This is a genomic window from Paraburkholderia sp. PAMB 6770, assembly GCF_057748135.1.
This window is the reverse complement of the sequence record NZ_CM173239.1, coordinates 1,825,320-1,839,146: the sequence shown is the minus strand read 5'-3', so window position 1 is coordinate 1,839,146 and position 13,827 is coordinate 1,825,320. Positions and strand designations below refer to the sequence as shown.

The 13,827-nt window shown below is 69.5% G+C and carries 12 protein-coding genes; 9 read left to right on the top strand and 3 right to left on the bottom strand.

The annotated features are described in order from the left end of the window. The first annotated feature begins 56 nt into the window (after nt 1-56). Nucleotides 57-2,123 (top strand): acetyl/propionyl/methylcrotonyl-CoA carboxylase subunit alpha, encoded by a 2,067-nt coding sequence (locus AC3AP7_RS25550; protein WP_487363087.1) that lies wholly within the window; start codon nt 57-59, stop codon nt 2,121-2,123. Here the strand turns inward: AC3AP7_RS25550 and AC3AP7_RS25545 are convergent. Further along, nucleotides 2,096-2,971 (bottom strand): CDP-diacylglycerol diphosphatase, encoded by an 876-nt coding sequence (locus AC3AP7_RS25545; RefSeq protein ID WP_488324829.1) that lies wholly within the window; start codon nt 2,969-2,971, stop codon nt 2,096-2,098. The genes AC3AP7_RS25550 and AC3AP7_RS25545 overlap by 28 nt on opposite strands. Continuing rightward, complete coding sequence (iaaH, locus tag AC3AP7_RS25540) at nt 2,968-4,422, bottom strand: indoleacetamide hydrolase (protein WP_487363085.1); 1,455 nt, start codon at nt 4,420-4,422, stop codon at nt 2,968-2,970. The genes AC3AP7_RS25545 and iaaH overlap by 4 nt, the downstream gene beginning before the upstream one ends. 265 nt (nt 4,423-4,687) lie before the next feature. Between iaaH and AC3AP7_RS25535 the strand changes: the two genes are divergently transcribed. The 3 genes from AC3AP7_RS25535 to lra1 all read left to right on the top strand — a co-directional run bounded on the left by AC3AP7_RS25535 (nt 4,688) and on the right by lra1 (nt 7,623). Continuing rightward, entirely contained in the window at nt 4,688-5,440 is a 753-nt protein-coding gene (locus AC3AP7_RS25535) for an SDR family NAD(P)-dependent oxidoreductase (RefSeq protein WP_487363084.1), read from the top strand. Nucleotides 5,441-5,585: 145 nt separating this feature from the next. Beyond that, nucleotides 5,586-6,764, top strand: coding sequence for an L-rhamnonate dehydratase (gene rhmD / locus AC3AP7_RS25530; RefSeq protein WP_487363083.1), 1,179 nt, complete (start codon nt 5,586-5,588; stop codon nt 6,762-6,764). A 76-nt stretch (nt 6,765-6,840) separates the two neighbouring features. Further along, nucleotides 6,841-7,623 (top strand): L-rhamnose 1-dehydrogenase Lra1, encoded by a 783-nt coding sequence (gene lra1 / locus AC3AP7_RS25525; RefSeq protein WP_487363082.1) that lies wholly within the window; start codon nt 6,841-6,843, stop codon nt 7,621-7,623. A gap of 34 nt (nt 7,624-7,657) precedes the next feature. Here the strand turns inward: lra1 and AC3AP7_RS25520 are convergent, their stop codons facing one another. After that, a complete protein-coding gene (locus AC3AP7_RS25520; protein ID WP_487363081.1) occupies nt 7,658-8,632 on the bottom strand; it encodes a LysR family transcriptional regulator in 975 nt (324 codons plus the stop codon). A gap of 145 nt (nt 8,633-8,777) precedes the next feature. Between AC3AP7_RS25520 and AC3AP7_RS25515 the strand changes: the two genes are divergently transcribed. The 5 genes from AC3AP7_RS25515 to AC3AP7_RS25495 all read left to right on the top strand — a co-directional run bounded on the left by AC3AP7_RS25515 (nt 8,778) and on the right by AC3AP7_RS25495 (nt 13,716). After that, on the top strand, nt 8,778-9,122 hold the full coding sequence (locus AC3AP7_RS25515) for an L-rhamnose mutarotase (protein WP_487363080.1): 345 nt from the start codon (nt 8,778-8,780) through the stop codon (nt 9,120-9,122). Nucleotides 9,123-9,146: 24 nt separating this feature from the next. Further along, nucleotides 9,147-10,040, top strand: a complete 894-nt coding sequence (locus AC3AP7_RS25510; RefSeq protein ID WP_487363079.1) for an amidohydrolase family protein — start codon at nt 9,147-9,149, stop codon at nt 10,038-10,040. A gap of 67 nt (nt 10,041-10,107) precedes the next feature. Further along, entirely contained in the window at nt 10,108-11,637 is a 1,530-nt protein-coding gene (locus AC3AP7_RS25505; RefSeq protein WP_487363078.1) for a sugar ABC transporter ATP-binding protein, read from the top strand. Beyond that, a complete protein-coding gene (locus AC3AP7_RS25500; RefSeq protein ID WP_487363077.1) occupies nt 11,634-12,710 on the top strand; it encodes an ABC transporter permease in 1,077 nt (358 codons plus the stop codon). Before AC3AP7_RS25505 ends, AC3AP7_RS25500 begins: the two co-directional genes overlap by 4 nt. After that, a complete protein-coding gene (locus tag AC3AP7_RS25495; RefSeq protein WP_487363076.1) occupies nt 12,703-13,716 on the top strand; it encodes an ABC transporter permease in 1,014 nt (337 codons plus the stop codon). The genes AC3AP7_RS25500 and AC3AP7_RS25495 overlap by 8 nt, the downstream gene beginning before the upstream one ends. Nucleotides 13,717-13,827: the final 111 nt, after the last annotated feature.

Sequence of the window (13,827 nt, the reverse complement as noted above, 5' to 3'; positions counted from 1 at the left end):
GGGCGATACCGGGCGAAACCCGGCAACCCCCTGGCGAGACCACAGCGAGACTTCTCATGTTCAACAAGATCCTGATCGCGAACCGCGGCGAAATTGCGTGCCGGGTCGCTGCCACCTGCAAGCGTCTCGGCGTCGCGAGCGTCGCGGTGTATTCGGATGCGGATGCGGGCGCGAAACACGTCGCGGCCTGTGACGAAGCGGTCCACATCGGCGGTGCGGCAGCGGCGGACAGCTATCTGCGCATCGAGCGGATCATCGATGCGGCGCGCGCGACCGGCGCCGAGGCTATCCATCCCGGCTACGGATTTCTGTCGGAGAACGAAGCATTTGCCGAAGCCTGCGAGGCGGCCGGTCTCGTCTTTATCGGGCCCCCGGTTGCCGCGATTGCGGCGATGGGCTCGAAGGCGGCGGCCAAAGCGCTGATGCAGTCGGCGGCCGTGCCGCTCGTGCCCGGCTACCACGGCGACGATCAGGATCCGCGGCATCTGCAGCGCGAGGCCGACGCGATCGGCTATCCGGTGCTGCTGAAGGCCAGCGCGGGCGGCGGCGGCAAGGGCATGCGCGTGGTCGAGCGCAGCGCCGAGTTCGCCGCCGCGCTCGCGTCGTGCCAGCGCGAGGCAAAGAGCAGCTTCGGCAACGATCGCGTGCTGATCGAAAAGTATCTGACCCGCCCGCGTCACGTCGAGGTGCAGGTGTTCGCGGACCGGCATGGCGGCGCGGTGTGGCTGTTCGATCGCGACTGCTCGGTGCAGCGCCGCCATCAGAAGGTGCTCGAAGAGGCGCCGGCGCCGGGGCTCGCGCCGCACGTGCGGCGTGCGATGGGCGAGGCCGCGGTGGCGGCGGCGCGCGCGGTTGGCTATGTCGGTGCGGGCACCGTCGAATTCATCATGACGGGCGCCGATTTCTACTTCATGGAGATGAACACGCGGCTGCAGGTCGAGCATCCCGTCACCGAAATGGTGACGGGCCTCGACCTCGTCGAATGGCAGTTGCGCGTGGCCGGCGGTGAGCCGTTGCCGCTCGCGCAGGCGCAACTGACGCTCGACGGGCACGCGATCGAAGCGCGTCTGTACGCCGAGCATCCGGCGCGCGGCTTTCTGCCGTCGACCGGCACGCTGAAGCTGCTGCGCATGCCGGCGGGCGTCGAGTTCGCGATCGGCGCGCCCGGCGCACGCGCGCCGGTGCGGATCGACAGCGGCGTGCGCGAGGGCGACACGATCACGCCGTTCTACGATCCGATGATCGCGAAGCTGATCGTCCATGGCGCGACGCGGGAGGAAGCACTCGCGCGGCTCGCGCAGGCGCTGCGTGCATGCGAGGTCGTGGGGCCGCATACGAACGTCGAATTTCTGCGGCGCATCGTCGCGAGCGAGCCGTTCGCAAGCGGCGATCTCGATACGGGCCTGATCGAGCGTCATCACGCGGCGCTGTTTGCACCGGCGGACAAGCCGCGGCGCGAGGCGCTCGCGCTCGCCTGCGCGGCGCTGCTCGCGCGTGAGGCGACGGCCGCCGCCGCACAGGCTGCCGCTTCGGCGGTGGCCGGCGCGGAGGGACTTGCCTCGCCATGGGATGCGCTCGCGCACTGGCGCCTGAACGGCGGCTTGACGAGGGCGCTTGCGTGGCGCGATCTCGATACCGAGCAGGCGCTCGCGACGACGTTCGCGCGCGACGGCGCGCAGCAGACGCTCGCGTGCGGGAGCACGCCCCAATCCGAACCCGAGCCCGAACCGTTCGCGTGGTGGCGCGGCGCGAACGCGCACGAATACGGCGCGACGCTCGGCGCGCGGCGCGTGACAGGCCGCGTGTTCGCCGATGGCGACGTGTTCCATGTGTTCTGTCTCGGCGAAGCGCTGGCGTTCGAATGGCAGAACCTGCTGGCGCATGCGGCCGACGCCGAGCACGGCGAGGGCCGTCTGACCGCGCCGATGCCGGGCAAGGTGATCGCGGTGCTGGTCGAGGCGGGCACGGTGGTCGAAAAAGGCACGCCGCTCATCGTGATGGAAGCGATGAAGATGGAGCACACGATCGAAGCGCCCGCGGCCGGCAAGGTCGCCGAGGTGCTGTACGGCGTCGGCGATCAGGTCGCCGACGGCGCTCAGTTGCTGGTGCTCGACGCGGAGTGAGGCGCGTGCGTGCCGGCGAGCCGGCACGCGTGATCGAGCAGCCCCTCGGCCGTGCCGGTGCCGCCTTCGAGGTCGAGGCCGCTGTTCAGGACGAGCCAGCCATCGCGCTGCGCGGACGACCCGGCGCCCGTCACGAGAATCGTCTGCGTGGCCATCGACGCGGAATCCGGGTGGTCGCGCGCGACGATCCGGAACGGGTTGTCCGCGCGCGTGAGTTGCGTGACCCGCATGATGCGGTAGCGCGAGCCGTCGAGCGTGGCCCAGTGCCAGCGTCCCGGCGCGATACGGCGATACGGGGCAAGCGCGGCGATCACGTCGACGCGCATGCAGTCCATGTGGATGTGCAGTTGCTGCTGCGAGCGGCGAAACTTCGAATTGATTTCGAGGCCGTACTGTTCGGCGGCGAGCGGCCGGTCGATCGAGTGTTCGATGATCGGGCGCGCGTCCCAGCCGTATGCCCAGTACTCGGGCGCACCGGATGCGAGCACGGCGGGGCTCTCGATGCCGGTGACCCGCTCGGTCGGAATCAGCAGATGCTGGCTGCGTCCGCGAATATCTTTCAGGACAGCGTAATGTTCCGCGAGGTTCACGCGCGTGCACTGGCCGGGCCGGCCCATTGCCTGTTCCTCGGGCACGCACTGGCCGCCGACGATTTTCCATAGCGCATCCGGGTCGAGCGCCGCGATGTGCGCGCAACTGGTCGCCACGCCGACGACCGCCGCGAACGCGAGCGATCGCGCGGCGCCGCGCACGATGCGCACGATGCGCTCGATGCGCTCGATGCGCTCGATGGAGTCGATGCGCGCATCCTTCATGCCGGTCCGGACCGTCAGCCGCAGGCGCCTCATAGTGTCGGCGCGGGCACGCCGCCCAGCAGCTGTTCGATCGCGACGCCGATTGCGAGCAGCCGCCGGTCGCTGCCCACCGGGCCGTCGAGTTCGAGGCCGACCGGCAGACCATCCTCGCTCAGCCCGGCCGGCAACGACAGACCCGGAATGCCGGCATTGCTGCCCGGACTCGTGTTGCGCAGGAACGCGCTCATCTCGTCGACGGGCGGCCCGCCGCCGACCGAGACCGTCGACGACCCATGCAGCGCGTCGATGGGCACGGCGGCGAGCAGCGTGGTCGGAAACAGCAGCGCGTCGAGTCCTTCCGCAGCAAACGTCCCGGCATACAGGCGCTGCAGTTGCGGGCGCCACACGCGCAGTACGTCGGGATACGCCGCCGCAAACGGCGCTGCGGCGATCGTGTCGTAGATCGCGCGCACGTCGGGGCTCGCCACCTGAGCGGCGAGCTGTTCGAGCGTCGTGACCGGCGCGTGGTTTGCCCTGAGCCAGGCGGGCACGTCGCTGTACGCTTCGTGCAGCGCGAGCACGCCGTCAATGCGGCTGTTCAGCGGCAGCAGATCGGGCAGCGCGACCGGCACGAGCGTGACGCCGGCCGCCGCGAGCCGCTTGAGCGCATCGCGCGCGACACGCTCGACACGCCGTTCGAGCGCGTCCCACAGCGGCGCCGGCAGGCCGAGCCGCAGCGTGGACAATGCGGCATCCGGCCAGCACGTATCGCCGGTGATCACGCCGTCGAGCAGCGCGAGATCCGCGACGGTGCGCGCCATCGGTCCCACCGTGTCGCGCGTGTGACTGATCGGCACGACCGCGAGCGGATCGTGATAGCGCCGCTCGGCGCCGCCGTCGCCGACAGACGGTCGCAACCCGGCGATGCCGGTGAGCGCGGCCGGAATCCGCGTCGAGCCGCCGGTGTCGGTGCCGAGGCCGGCGGGCACGATGCGCGCGGCGATCGCCGCGGCCGTGCCGCCCGACGAGCCGCCCGGAATCAGGCTCGGGTCGTACGGGTTGCGCACCGGCCCCGCGTGCGGGGCGAGGTTCGTGCTCGTGATGCCGAACGCGAGTTCGTGCATGTTGGCCTTGCCGAACACGATCGCCCCCGCATCGACGAGCCGCCCGACCGACGGCGCGGTGGTGGCCGGCACGAAGCCCGCGAGCGCGGGCGTGCCGGCCGTGGTCGGCAGGCCGCGCGTATTGATGTTGTCCTTGATCACGACCGGCAGCCCGGCGAGCGGCAGCGCGGCCCGCTCCTGTGCCGGCAGCGCGTCGAGCCGCGCGGCCTGCGCGAGCGCGCCGTCCATGTCGAGCACGGTCAGCGCGTTCAGCGAATCGAGCGCGGCGGCGCGGGCGAGCAGCGTCGCCACGTAATCGGCGGCGCGCAGACGGCCGCTGCGAAGCGCGGCGACCGCGCCGCAGGCGTCCAGCGCCAGTTGCTGATCGACACTCCAGCTCATGCAGGCGTTTCCTCGCAGGGTGGTTCATCGGCCGCGCGGTTTTCCGGTCGGCGGGGCGGCGCGGGCACGAAGACGGCACCTTATTCTGTCACACATCATCCGGGGCTTGCCGCCGCGTCCGCGCATTCGATCCACTTTTGCTATCGCGTGTTCCGATACTCGGATTGTTCGGGTATCGGGCAGCTTTTATATTGAGCGGCATCCGCATCACGACAGCAATCACGACAGCAAGGTGGATGCCGCAGGCATCACGGGAGACAGCAGAATGAACCGGATCGATCTGGAGGGGCGCGTCGTCGTCGTCACCGGTGGGGCGCGCGGCATTGGCTACGCGGTCGCGCAGCGCGCGCTCGACTCGGGCGCGACCGCCGCGCTGTGGGACGTCGACGCCGCGCGCCTCGCCCGCAGCGCCGCCGAACTCGGCGCGCGCGGCGCGGTATCGACGGCCGTCGTCGAGCTGACCGACGAGGCGTCGGTGCACGCGGCCACTGCGCAGACGCTTGCCGCGCACGGCCGCATCGACGTGCTGGTCAACTGCGCGGGCATCACCGGCGGCAACGGCACGACGTGGGAGCTGACGCCGGAGGTCTGGCGCCGCGTGATCGACGTGAACCTGATCGGCCCGTACCTGACCTGCCGCGCGATCGTGCCGCAGATGCTGAAGCAGGGCTATGGACGCATCGTCAACATTGCGTCCGTGGCGGGCAAGGAAGGCAATCCGAACGCGTCGCACTACAGCGCGTCGAAGGCGGGGCTGATCGGACTCACGAAGTCGCTCGGCAAGGAACTCGCGACGAAGAACATCCTCGTGAACGCGGTGACGCCGGCTGCGGCGAAGACCGAGATTTTCGATTCGATGGCGCAGCAGCATATCGACTACATGCTCTCGAAGATCCCGATGAACCGCTTTCTGCTGCCCGACGAGGCGGCGTCGCTGATCCTCTGGCTCGCGTCGGAAGACTGCGCGTTCAGCACCGGCGCGGTATTCGATCTGTCGGGCGGCCGCGCGACCTATTGAGCGCCGCGCGCCGCGAGCGCCCGACAGGCGCCGCGCGCCGCGCCGCGGGTCGCGCCACCGGTCGGGCCACCCATCGCCGCGCCGCCCGTCGCCGTCCTGCCCGGCGCGCGCCGCGCCTTCACGCATTCAACCCGGAGCCTTATTCATGGCCATGCCCACCATCCAGCACGTGCGCGCCTTCATCGTTCGTGGCGGCGGCGCCGACTATCACGACCAGGCCGACGGCCACTGGATCGACGACCACATCGCGACGCCGATGGCGCGCTATCCGCAATACCGGCAAAGCCGGCAATCGTTCGGCATCAACGTGCTGGGCACGCTCGTGGTCGAAGTCGAAGCGAGCGACGGCACCGTCGGCTTCGCGGTGACGACCGGCGGCGAGATCGGCGCGTTCATCGTCGAGAAGCATCTGGCGCGCTTCATCGAAGGTCAGTGCGTGACCGACATCGAGAAGATCTGGGACCAGATGTACTACGCGACGCTCTACTACGGCCGCAAGGGGATCGTGCTGAACACGATCTCCGGCGTCGATCTCGCGTTGTGGGATCTGCTCGCGAAGGTCCGCAAGGAGCCGGTGTATCAGCTGCTTGGCGGTCCGGTGCGCGACGAGCTGCAGTTCTATGCGACCGGCGCGCGGCCCGATCTCGCGAAGCAGATGGGGTTCATCGGCGGCAAGCTGCCGTTGCAGCACGGCCCGGCCGAGGGCGATGCGGGCCTGAAGCAGAACCTCGCCACGCTTGCCGAAATGCGCCACCGCGTCGGTGACGACTTCTGGCTGATGTTCGACTGCTGGATGAGCCTCGACGTGCCGTATGCGACGCGTCTTGCGCAAGGCGCGCACGCTTGCGGGCTCAAATGGATCGAGGAATGCCTGCCGCCCGACGACTACTGGGGTTACGCCGAACTGCGCCGCAACGTGCCGCGCGGCATGATGGTGTCGACCGGCGAGCACGAGGCGACCCGCTGGGGCTTTCGCATGCTGCTGGAGATGAACTGCTGCGACCTGATCCAGCCGGATGTCGGCTGGTGCGGCGGCATCACCGAGCTGATCAAGATCTCGGCGCTCGCAGACGCGCACAACGTGATGGTGGTGCCGCACGGTTCGTCGGTGTACAGCTATCACTTCGTCGTCACGCGGCACAACTCGCCGTTCGCGGAGTTCCTGATGATGGCGCCGAAGGCCGATGCGGTCGTGCCGATGTTCACGCCGCTGCTGCTCGACGAACCGGTGCCGGTGAACGGCCGCATGAAGGTGCCGGACACGCCGGGCTTCGGCGTGCGGCTCAATCCCGAATGCGCGCTCGCGCGGCCGTATCCGCGCTGAGCGCGCGTGCGCCCGCGGTGCGCGCGCCGCGTGCGGCGCGCCGGAACCCGACGATGACCCGCTCAAGGAGACAACGGTGCTGCTCAAGGACAAGGTGGTGATCGTGACAGGCGGATCGCGCGGCATTGGCCGCGCGATCGCAGTGGCCTGCGCGCGCGAAGGGGCGAACGTGGCGCTCAGCTACTGGGGCGAAAACGATGCGTCGTACGGGCGCGGCCGCGCGGTCGACGAGGTGCTCGCCGAGATCGAGGCGCTCGGGCGCCGCGCGATCGCGGTCGAGGGCAACGTGGCCGATCCGGCGACCGGGCCGGCGCTCGTTGCGCGCACAACCGATGCGTTTGGCCGGCTCGACGTGCTCGCGAGCAACGCCGGCATCTGTCCGTTCCACGCGTTTCTCGACATGCCGCCCGAAGTCTTGCAGCAGACTGTCGCGGTCAACCTGAACGGCGCGTTCTACGTGACCCAGGCCGCCGCGCAGCAGATGAAAGCGCAGGGCACCGGCGGCGCGATCGTCGCGACCAGCTCGATCAGCGCGCTGGTGGGCGGCGCCATGCAGACCCACTACACGCCGACCAAGGCCGGCGTGCATTCGCTGATGCAGTCGTGCGCGATCGCGCTCGGCCCATATGGAATCCGCTGCAACTCGGTGATGCCCGGCACGATCGCGACCGACCTGAACGCCGAAGACCTCGCCGACGAAGCGAAAAAAGCCTACTTCGAGAAGCGCATTCCGCTCGGGCGCCTCGGCGAACCGGACGACGTCGCGCAGTGCGTGGTGTTTCTCGCATCGGACCGCGCGCGCTACGTCACCGGCGCGGCGCTGCTGGTGGACGGCGGGATGTTCGTCAATCTGCAGTGACGCGGGCCGCGCGAGCGTGCTGCACGCCGCCGTCTCACGCTGCGCCGGGCGCGCCCGGCTGCGCGTCGCCCGGCAGCAGGCGCGACACGCTGCGCAACAGCGCGACGAAGTGCTCGGCGGGTTCGGTGAGCGGTTCCTGCTTGCGGGTGAGAATGCCAAAGCCCGCGAGGCTCTTGCCGATCTCGACCGGCAGCGCGACGAGCAGCTTGCCGCGCACGTGGTCGCGCACGACCGACTCCGGCAGCATCGCGACCGCGTCGTAGTTTTCGAGCAGTTGCAGCGTTGCGAAGATCGATGCGCATTCGGTCAGGTTCACCGGCGTCGCGAGACCGGCGCGCGCAAGCTCCTCCTCGAACAGCACGCGCGCGGGGCTCGTCACCGGCTGCGCGACCCAGGGCCATGCCATCAGTTCGGCAAGCGTGATCGCCGCGCAGTGCGCGAGCGGATGCGCGGTGCGCACGACCAGCAGCAGCGTTTCGCGCGCGAGCGGCTCGAAGCTGAAATCGTTGTGTTCGAGCGGACTCGTCAGGCGCCCGAGCGCAAGGTCGACCGCGCGCCGGTGCAGCAACTGCACGACCTGGTCGCTGGTTTCGCCGAGAATCCGCACGTTCAGCAGCGGCCGCTCGGTCTTCAGTTGCGCGACGGCCATCGCGAGCAGGTCGGGGGCGGCGCCCATGATCGCGCCGACCGTCAACTGGCCGTGGCCGCCCTTGCGCTTCACGTCGAGGTCTTCGGCAAAGCGCGTCAGTTGCGCGAGCGCGCCCCGCGCGTAGGCGAGCGTGACGACGCCGAGCGGGGTCGGCTGCATCCCGCGCGCGTTGCGCTCGAACAGCAGGAAGCCGAACGCCTCCTCGATGTCGCCGAGCATGCGCGACGCGCTTGGCTGTGCGACATTGACCGCGTCGGCGGCCTGATGCAGGTTGCGCGCGTCGTCGAGCGCGACGAGCAGCGCCAGATGCTTGAATTTGAGCCGGTTGACGAGGGCGACGGTAGCGGCGTTCTGGCTCATGGCGGGCGGCGGTGCGATTCGATTTCTGGATCGCCCAATCCCAACAACGGATTGAGATGTTATCGATGGGCGAATTATAGTCGTATCAGACGCTTCACCAGGGCGCGTTCAACTGAATGAAAGACCCGCACGGAGACAGGCCGCGATGGAGACGATTGCTTTCCGGATGGTGCTCAACCCCGGCATGCGCGACGAGTACGCGCGCCGCCACGCCGCGATCTGGCCGGAACTCGCCGACGCGCTGCGCGAAGCGGGCATCGTCGACTACCGGATCTTTCTCGATCCTGCCACGCACCATCTGTTCGCGGTCCTCACCCGGACCGGCGATCACCGGATGGCGAGCCTGCCGCAACGCGCGATCATGCGCAAATGGTGGGATTACATGGCCGACATCATGCAGACCGACGCGGATCGCGTGCCGCTGCAACAGGCGCTCGATCCGCTGTTCGCGCTGCCGCAGGCGGCCGCGCACGACACCGCGCCACACTAAACCGCCGCGCAACGGAGGCCGTTCATGCAGGTCGTCGATCCTCACATCCATCTGTGGGACCTGAAGACGCATCACTATCCGTGGCTCGCGAATCCGGGCGTGTCGTTCGTCGGCGATGCGCGCGCGCTGCGGCACGACTATCTGCTCGCCGACCTGCTCGGCGAGCGCGGCGACATCGAGATTCTGAAGACGGTGCACGTGGAGGCGAATCACGATCCCGCCGATCCGGTCGAGGAGACCCGCTGGCTGCAGCACATCGCGCAAGGCGACGGCGCGCGCGGGATGCCGAACGGCATCGTCGCGGCAGTCGATCTGAGCGCGCCCCATGCCGCCCAGGTGCTCGAAGCGCACGCGGCGTTCGCGAATACGCGCGGTGTGCGGCAGATCCTGAACGTGCACGACACGCCGCTTTACGACTACGTCGGCCGGCATCTGATGCGCGAACCGGCATGGCGCGCGCATTTCGCGCTGCTGCGGCGCTACGGGCTGTCGTTCGATCTGCAACTGTATCCGTCGCAGATGGCCGAGGCCGCCGCGCTCGCGCACGCGCATCCGGACACGCCGTTCATCGTCAACCACGCGGGGATGTTCGTCGACCGCAGCAGCGTCGCCGGCTATCGTGCGTGGCGCGACGGCATGCGGATGCTGGCGGCCTGCCCGAACGTGTCGGTGAAAATCAGCGGACTCGCGATGTTCGATCATCGCTGGAGCGTCGAGAGCCTGCGGCCCTACGTTCTGGAGACGATCGACACGTTCGGCGTCGGGCGCGCGATGTTCGCGTCGAACTTCCCGGTCGACCGGCTGTTCGGTCGCTACGAGGACCTGTGGCACGCGTACGGCGCGATCGTCGCAGATGCGAGCGAGGCGGATCAAGAGGCGCTCTTTCGCGGCAACGCGCAGCGCATCTACCGGATCTGACGCGGCGCGCCGCGCAAGAGGGTGGACACGCGGCGCCGCGCGCGCCGCACCATGGAGGAGACAGGCTGTGCAGCAACCGACACACGCGACGCCGCGGCTCGAACTGCGGCATGCGAGCAAATCATTCGGCCGGGTCCGCGCGCTGCTCGACGGCGACCTGACGCTGCGCGCGGGCGAGGTGCACGCGCTGCTCGGCGAGAACGGCGCGGGCAAGTCGACGCTCGTCAAGATTCTGGCCGGCGTGCATCAGCCGGAGGCGGGCGAGATCCGCGTCGACGGCGCGCCGCGCCGCTTCGCGACGCCGGCCGACGCGCGCGACGCGGGCATCGCGGTGATCTATCAGGAGCCGACGCTGTTCTTCGACCTGTCGATCGCCGAGAACATCTTCATGGGCCGCCAGCCGGTCGACCGGATCGGCCGCATCCAGTACGACGCGATGCGTCGCGAGGTCGACGGGCTGCTCGCGTCGCTCGGCGTCGATCTGCAGGCCGACCAGCTGGTGCGCGGGCTGTCGATCGCGGACCAGCAGGTGATCGAGATCGCGAAGGCGCTGTCGCTGAACGCGAACGTGCTGATCATGGACGAGCCGACTGCCGCGCTGTCGCTGACCGAGGTCGAGCGGCTCTTCGCGATCGTGCGCAAGCTGCGCGAGCGCAATGTCGCGATCCTGTTCATCACGCACCGCCTCGACGAGGTGTTCGCGCTCACGCAGCACGTGACGATCATGCGCGACGGTGCAAAAGTGTTCGATGCGCCGACCGCGACGCTCAGCACCGCGCAGATCGTCGCGCGGATGGTCGGGCGCGATCTGGAGAGCTTCTATCCGAAGGCCGACGTGACGCCCGGCGACGTGCGTCTGAAGGTGCGCGGGCTCACGCGTGCCGGCGTGTTCCGCGATATCGCATTCGACGTGCGCGCGGGCGAGATCGTCGCGCTCGCGGGGCTCGTCGGCGCGGGCCGCAGCGAGGTGGCGCGCGCGATCTTCGGCATCGATCCGCTCGATGCGGGCGAGGTGTGGATCGCCGGCGAACGTCTCGCGACCGGGCGGCCGGCGGCCGCGGTGCGCGCGGGGCTGGCGCTCGTGCCCGAGGACCGGCGCCAGCAGGGGCTCGCGCTGGAGCTGAGCATCGCGCGCAATGCGTCGCTGACGGTGCTTGGCCGGCTCGTGCGGCACGGGCTGATCGCCGCGGGCAGCGAGACGCAACTGGCGGCGAAGTGGGGCACGCGGCTGCGGCTGAAAGCGGCCGACCTGGGCGCGCCGGTCGGCACGCTGTCCGGCGGCAACCAGCAGAAGGTCGTGCTCGGCAAATGGCTCGCGACCGACCCGAAGGTGCTGATCATCGACGAGCCGACGCGCGGCATCGATGTCGGCGCGAAGGCCGAGGTCTATGGCGCGCTCGCCGAACTCGTCGCGGGCGGCATGGCCGTGCTGATGATATCGAGCGAACTGCCGGAGGTGCTCGGCATGGCTGACCGCGTGCTCGTGATGCACGAAGGACGCATCAGCGCGGAGATCGCGCGCGCCGACGCGAACGAGGAGCGGATCATGAGCGCTGCGCTCGGGCAGCCCGCCGGCGCACTGGGGCACGCCGCATGATGCGCCACTCCCAACCTCATCCTCACGCGGCGCCGGTGGTGGACGACAGGCCGGACGCCGCCGCGCCACCGGCCGCCCGCAGCAGCGGCGGCCTCGTCACGGTGCTCGCGAAAAGCCGCGAGACCACGCTGTTCGTCGTGCTCGTGCTGCTCATCGCGGGCACCGGCCTTGCGCGGCCGCAGTTTCTGAACCTGCAGAACCTGCGCGACGTGCTGCTGAACGTATCGATCATCGGCCTGCTGACGGCCGGCATGACCGTCGTGATCCTGATGCGGCATATCGATCTGTCGGTGGGCTCGACGGTCGGTATCGCCGCGTATGCGGTCGGCAGCCTGTACGTCGCGTTTCCGCACATGCCGGTGCTCGTCGCGCTGGCGGCGGGCGTCGCGATCGGCCTCGTCGCGGGCGGCATCAATGCGCTGCTGGTGGCGGTGGGCGGGGTGCCGTCGCTGGTCGCGACGCTCTCGACGCTGTACATCTTTCGCGGCGCCGACTACGCGTGGGTGCACGGCGGCCAGATCAATGCGACGAGCCTGCCGGATGCGTTCTCGCGCCTCGCCACCGGCGCCGTGTTCGGCGTGCCGACGCTCGCGCTGATCGCGCTGGCAGTGCTCGTTGCGCTGTCGGTGTATCTGAAGCAGTTCCGCGGCGGCCGCGAGCACTATGCGATCGGTTCGAACCCGGAGGCCGCGCGGCTCGCGGGCGTCAACGTCGAGCGGCGCGTGATGGCGGGCTTTCTGCTGTCGGGGGCGATCGCCGGCCTCGCCGGCGCACTGTGGCTCGCGCGCTTCGGCACGGTCGACGCGAGCACCGCGAAGGGCATCGAGTTGCAGGTCGTCGCCGCGGCCGTGGTGGGCAGCGTCGCGATTACAGGCGGGGTCGGCTCGATTCTCGGCGCGACGCTCGGTGCGCTCGTGCTGGGGGTGATCAGCATCGCGCTCGTCGTGCTGCGCGTGTCGCCGTTCTGGGAGCAGGCGATCCAGGGGGCGCTGATCGTGATCGCGATCGCCGCCGACACGCTGCTCGCCCGCTCCGTCGCTCAACGCATGATGAGGAAACGCGCTCATGGCTAAACCCGATTCCGCGCTGCTCACGCGCAAACGCGAGACGCCGCTGCGCTGGGAAGCGCTGCTGGCGATCCTGCTCGTGGCGTCGCTCGTGCTCGGGCGGATCCTGTCGCCGGTGTTCCTGAGCAGTGACAACCTGAGCAATGTGCTCGCCGATCTGACCGAGGTGTCGCTGATGGCGCTGCCGATGACGCTGGTCATCGTGGCGGCCGAGATCGACCTGTCGGTCGCGTCGGTGCTCGGGGTATCGAGCGCGTTGATGGGCGTGCTGTGGCACCTCGGCCTGCCGATGCCGGTCGTGATCGCGCTCGTGCTCGCGGCCGGCGCGCTCGCGGGACTGTTCAACGGGCTCGTGATCGTCAGGCTGAACCTGCCGTCGCTCGCCGTGACGATCGGCACACTCGCGCTGTTTCGCGGCCTCGCGTACGTGCTGCTCGGCGATCGGGCGGTGGCCGATTTTCCGGCGGGCTACACCGCATTCGGGATGAACAACCTCGGCAGCACTTTCATTCCGCTGCCGTTCGTCACGGTGATCGTCGCGGCGGTGCTGTTCACGGTGCTGCTGCAGGCCACCGCGTTTGGCCGCAGCCTGTATGCGATCGGCGCGAACCCGACCGCCGCGGCGTTTTCCGGCATCGAGGTCGCGAAGATCCGGCTGCGGCTATTCGTGCTGTCCGGGCTGATGAGCGCGCTCGCCGGGGTCGTCTACACGCTGCGCTTCACGAGCGCGCGCGGCGACAACGGCGAGGGGTTCGAGCTGGCGGTGATCGCCGCGGTGCTGTTCGGCGGCGTGAGCATCTTCGGCGGACGCGGTTCGATGGCGGGCGTGCTGCTGTCGCTGCTGATCATCGGCGTGCTGAAGAACGCGCTGACACTCGTCGACGTGTCGAGCGAGACGCTGACGATCGTCACCGGCGCGCTGCTGCTCGCGTCGGTGCTGATTCCGAATCTCGTGGCCCGCTGGCGCGCGCTGCGCGACCGGCGCTATCTGGCGCGCTCGGGCGCGTCGTAGCGTCGTAGCGTCGTAGCGTCGTAGCGTCGTAGCGTCGTAGCGTCGTAGCGGCGCCGCCGCGCGGCCGATCCGATATCAACAACCCGGACCCGCAGGTCCGATCACCCACCA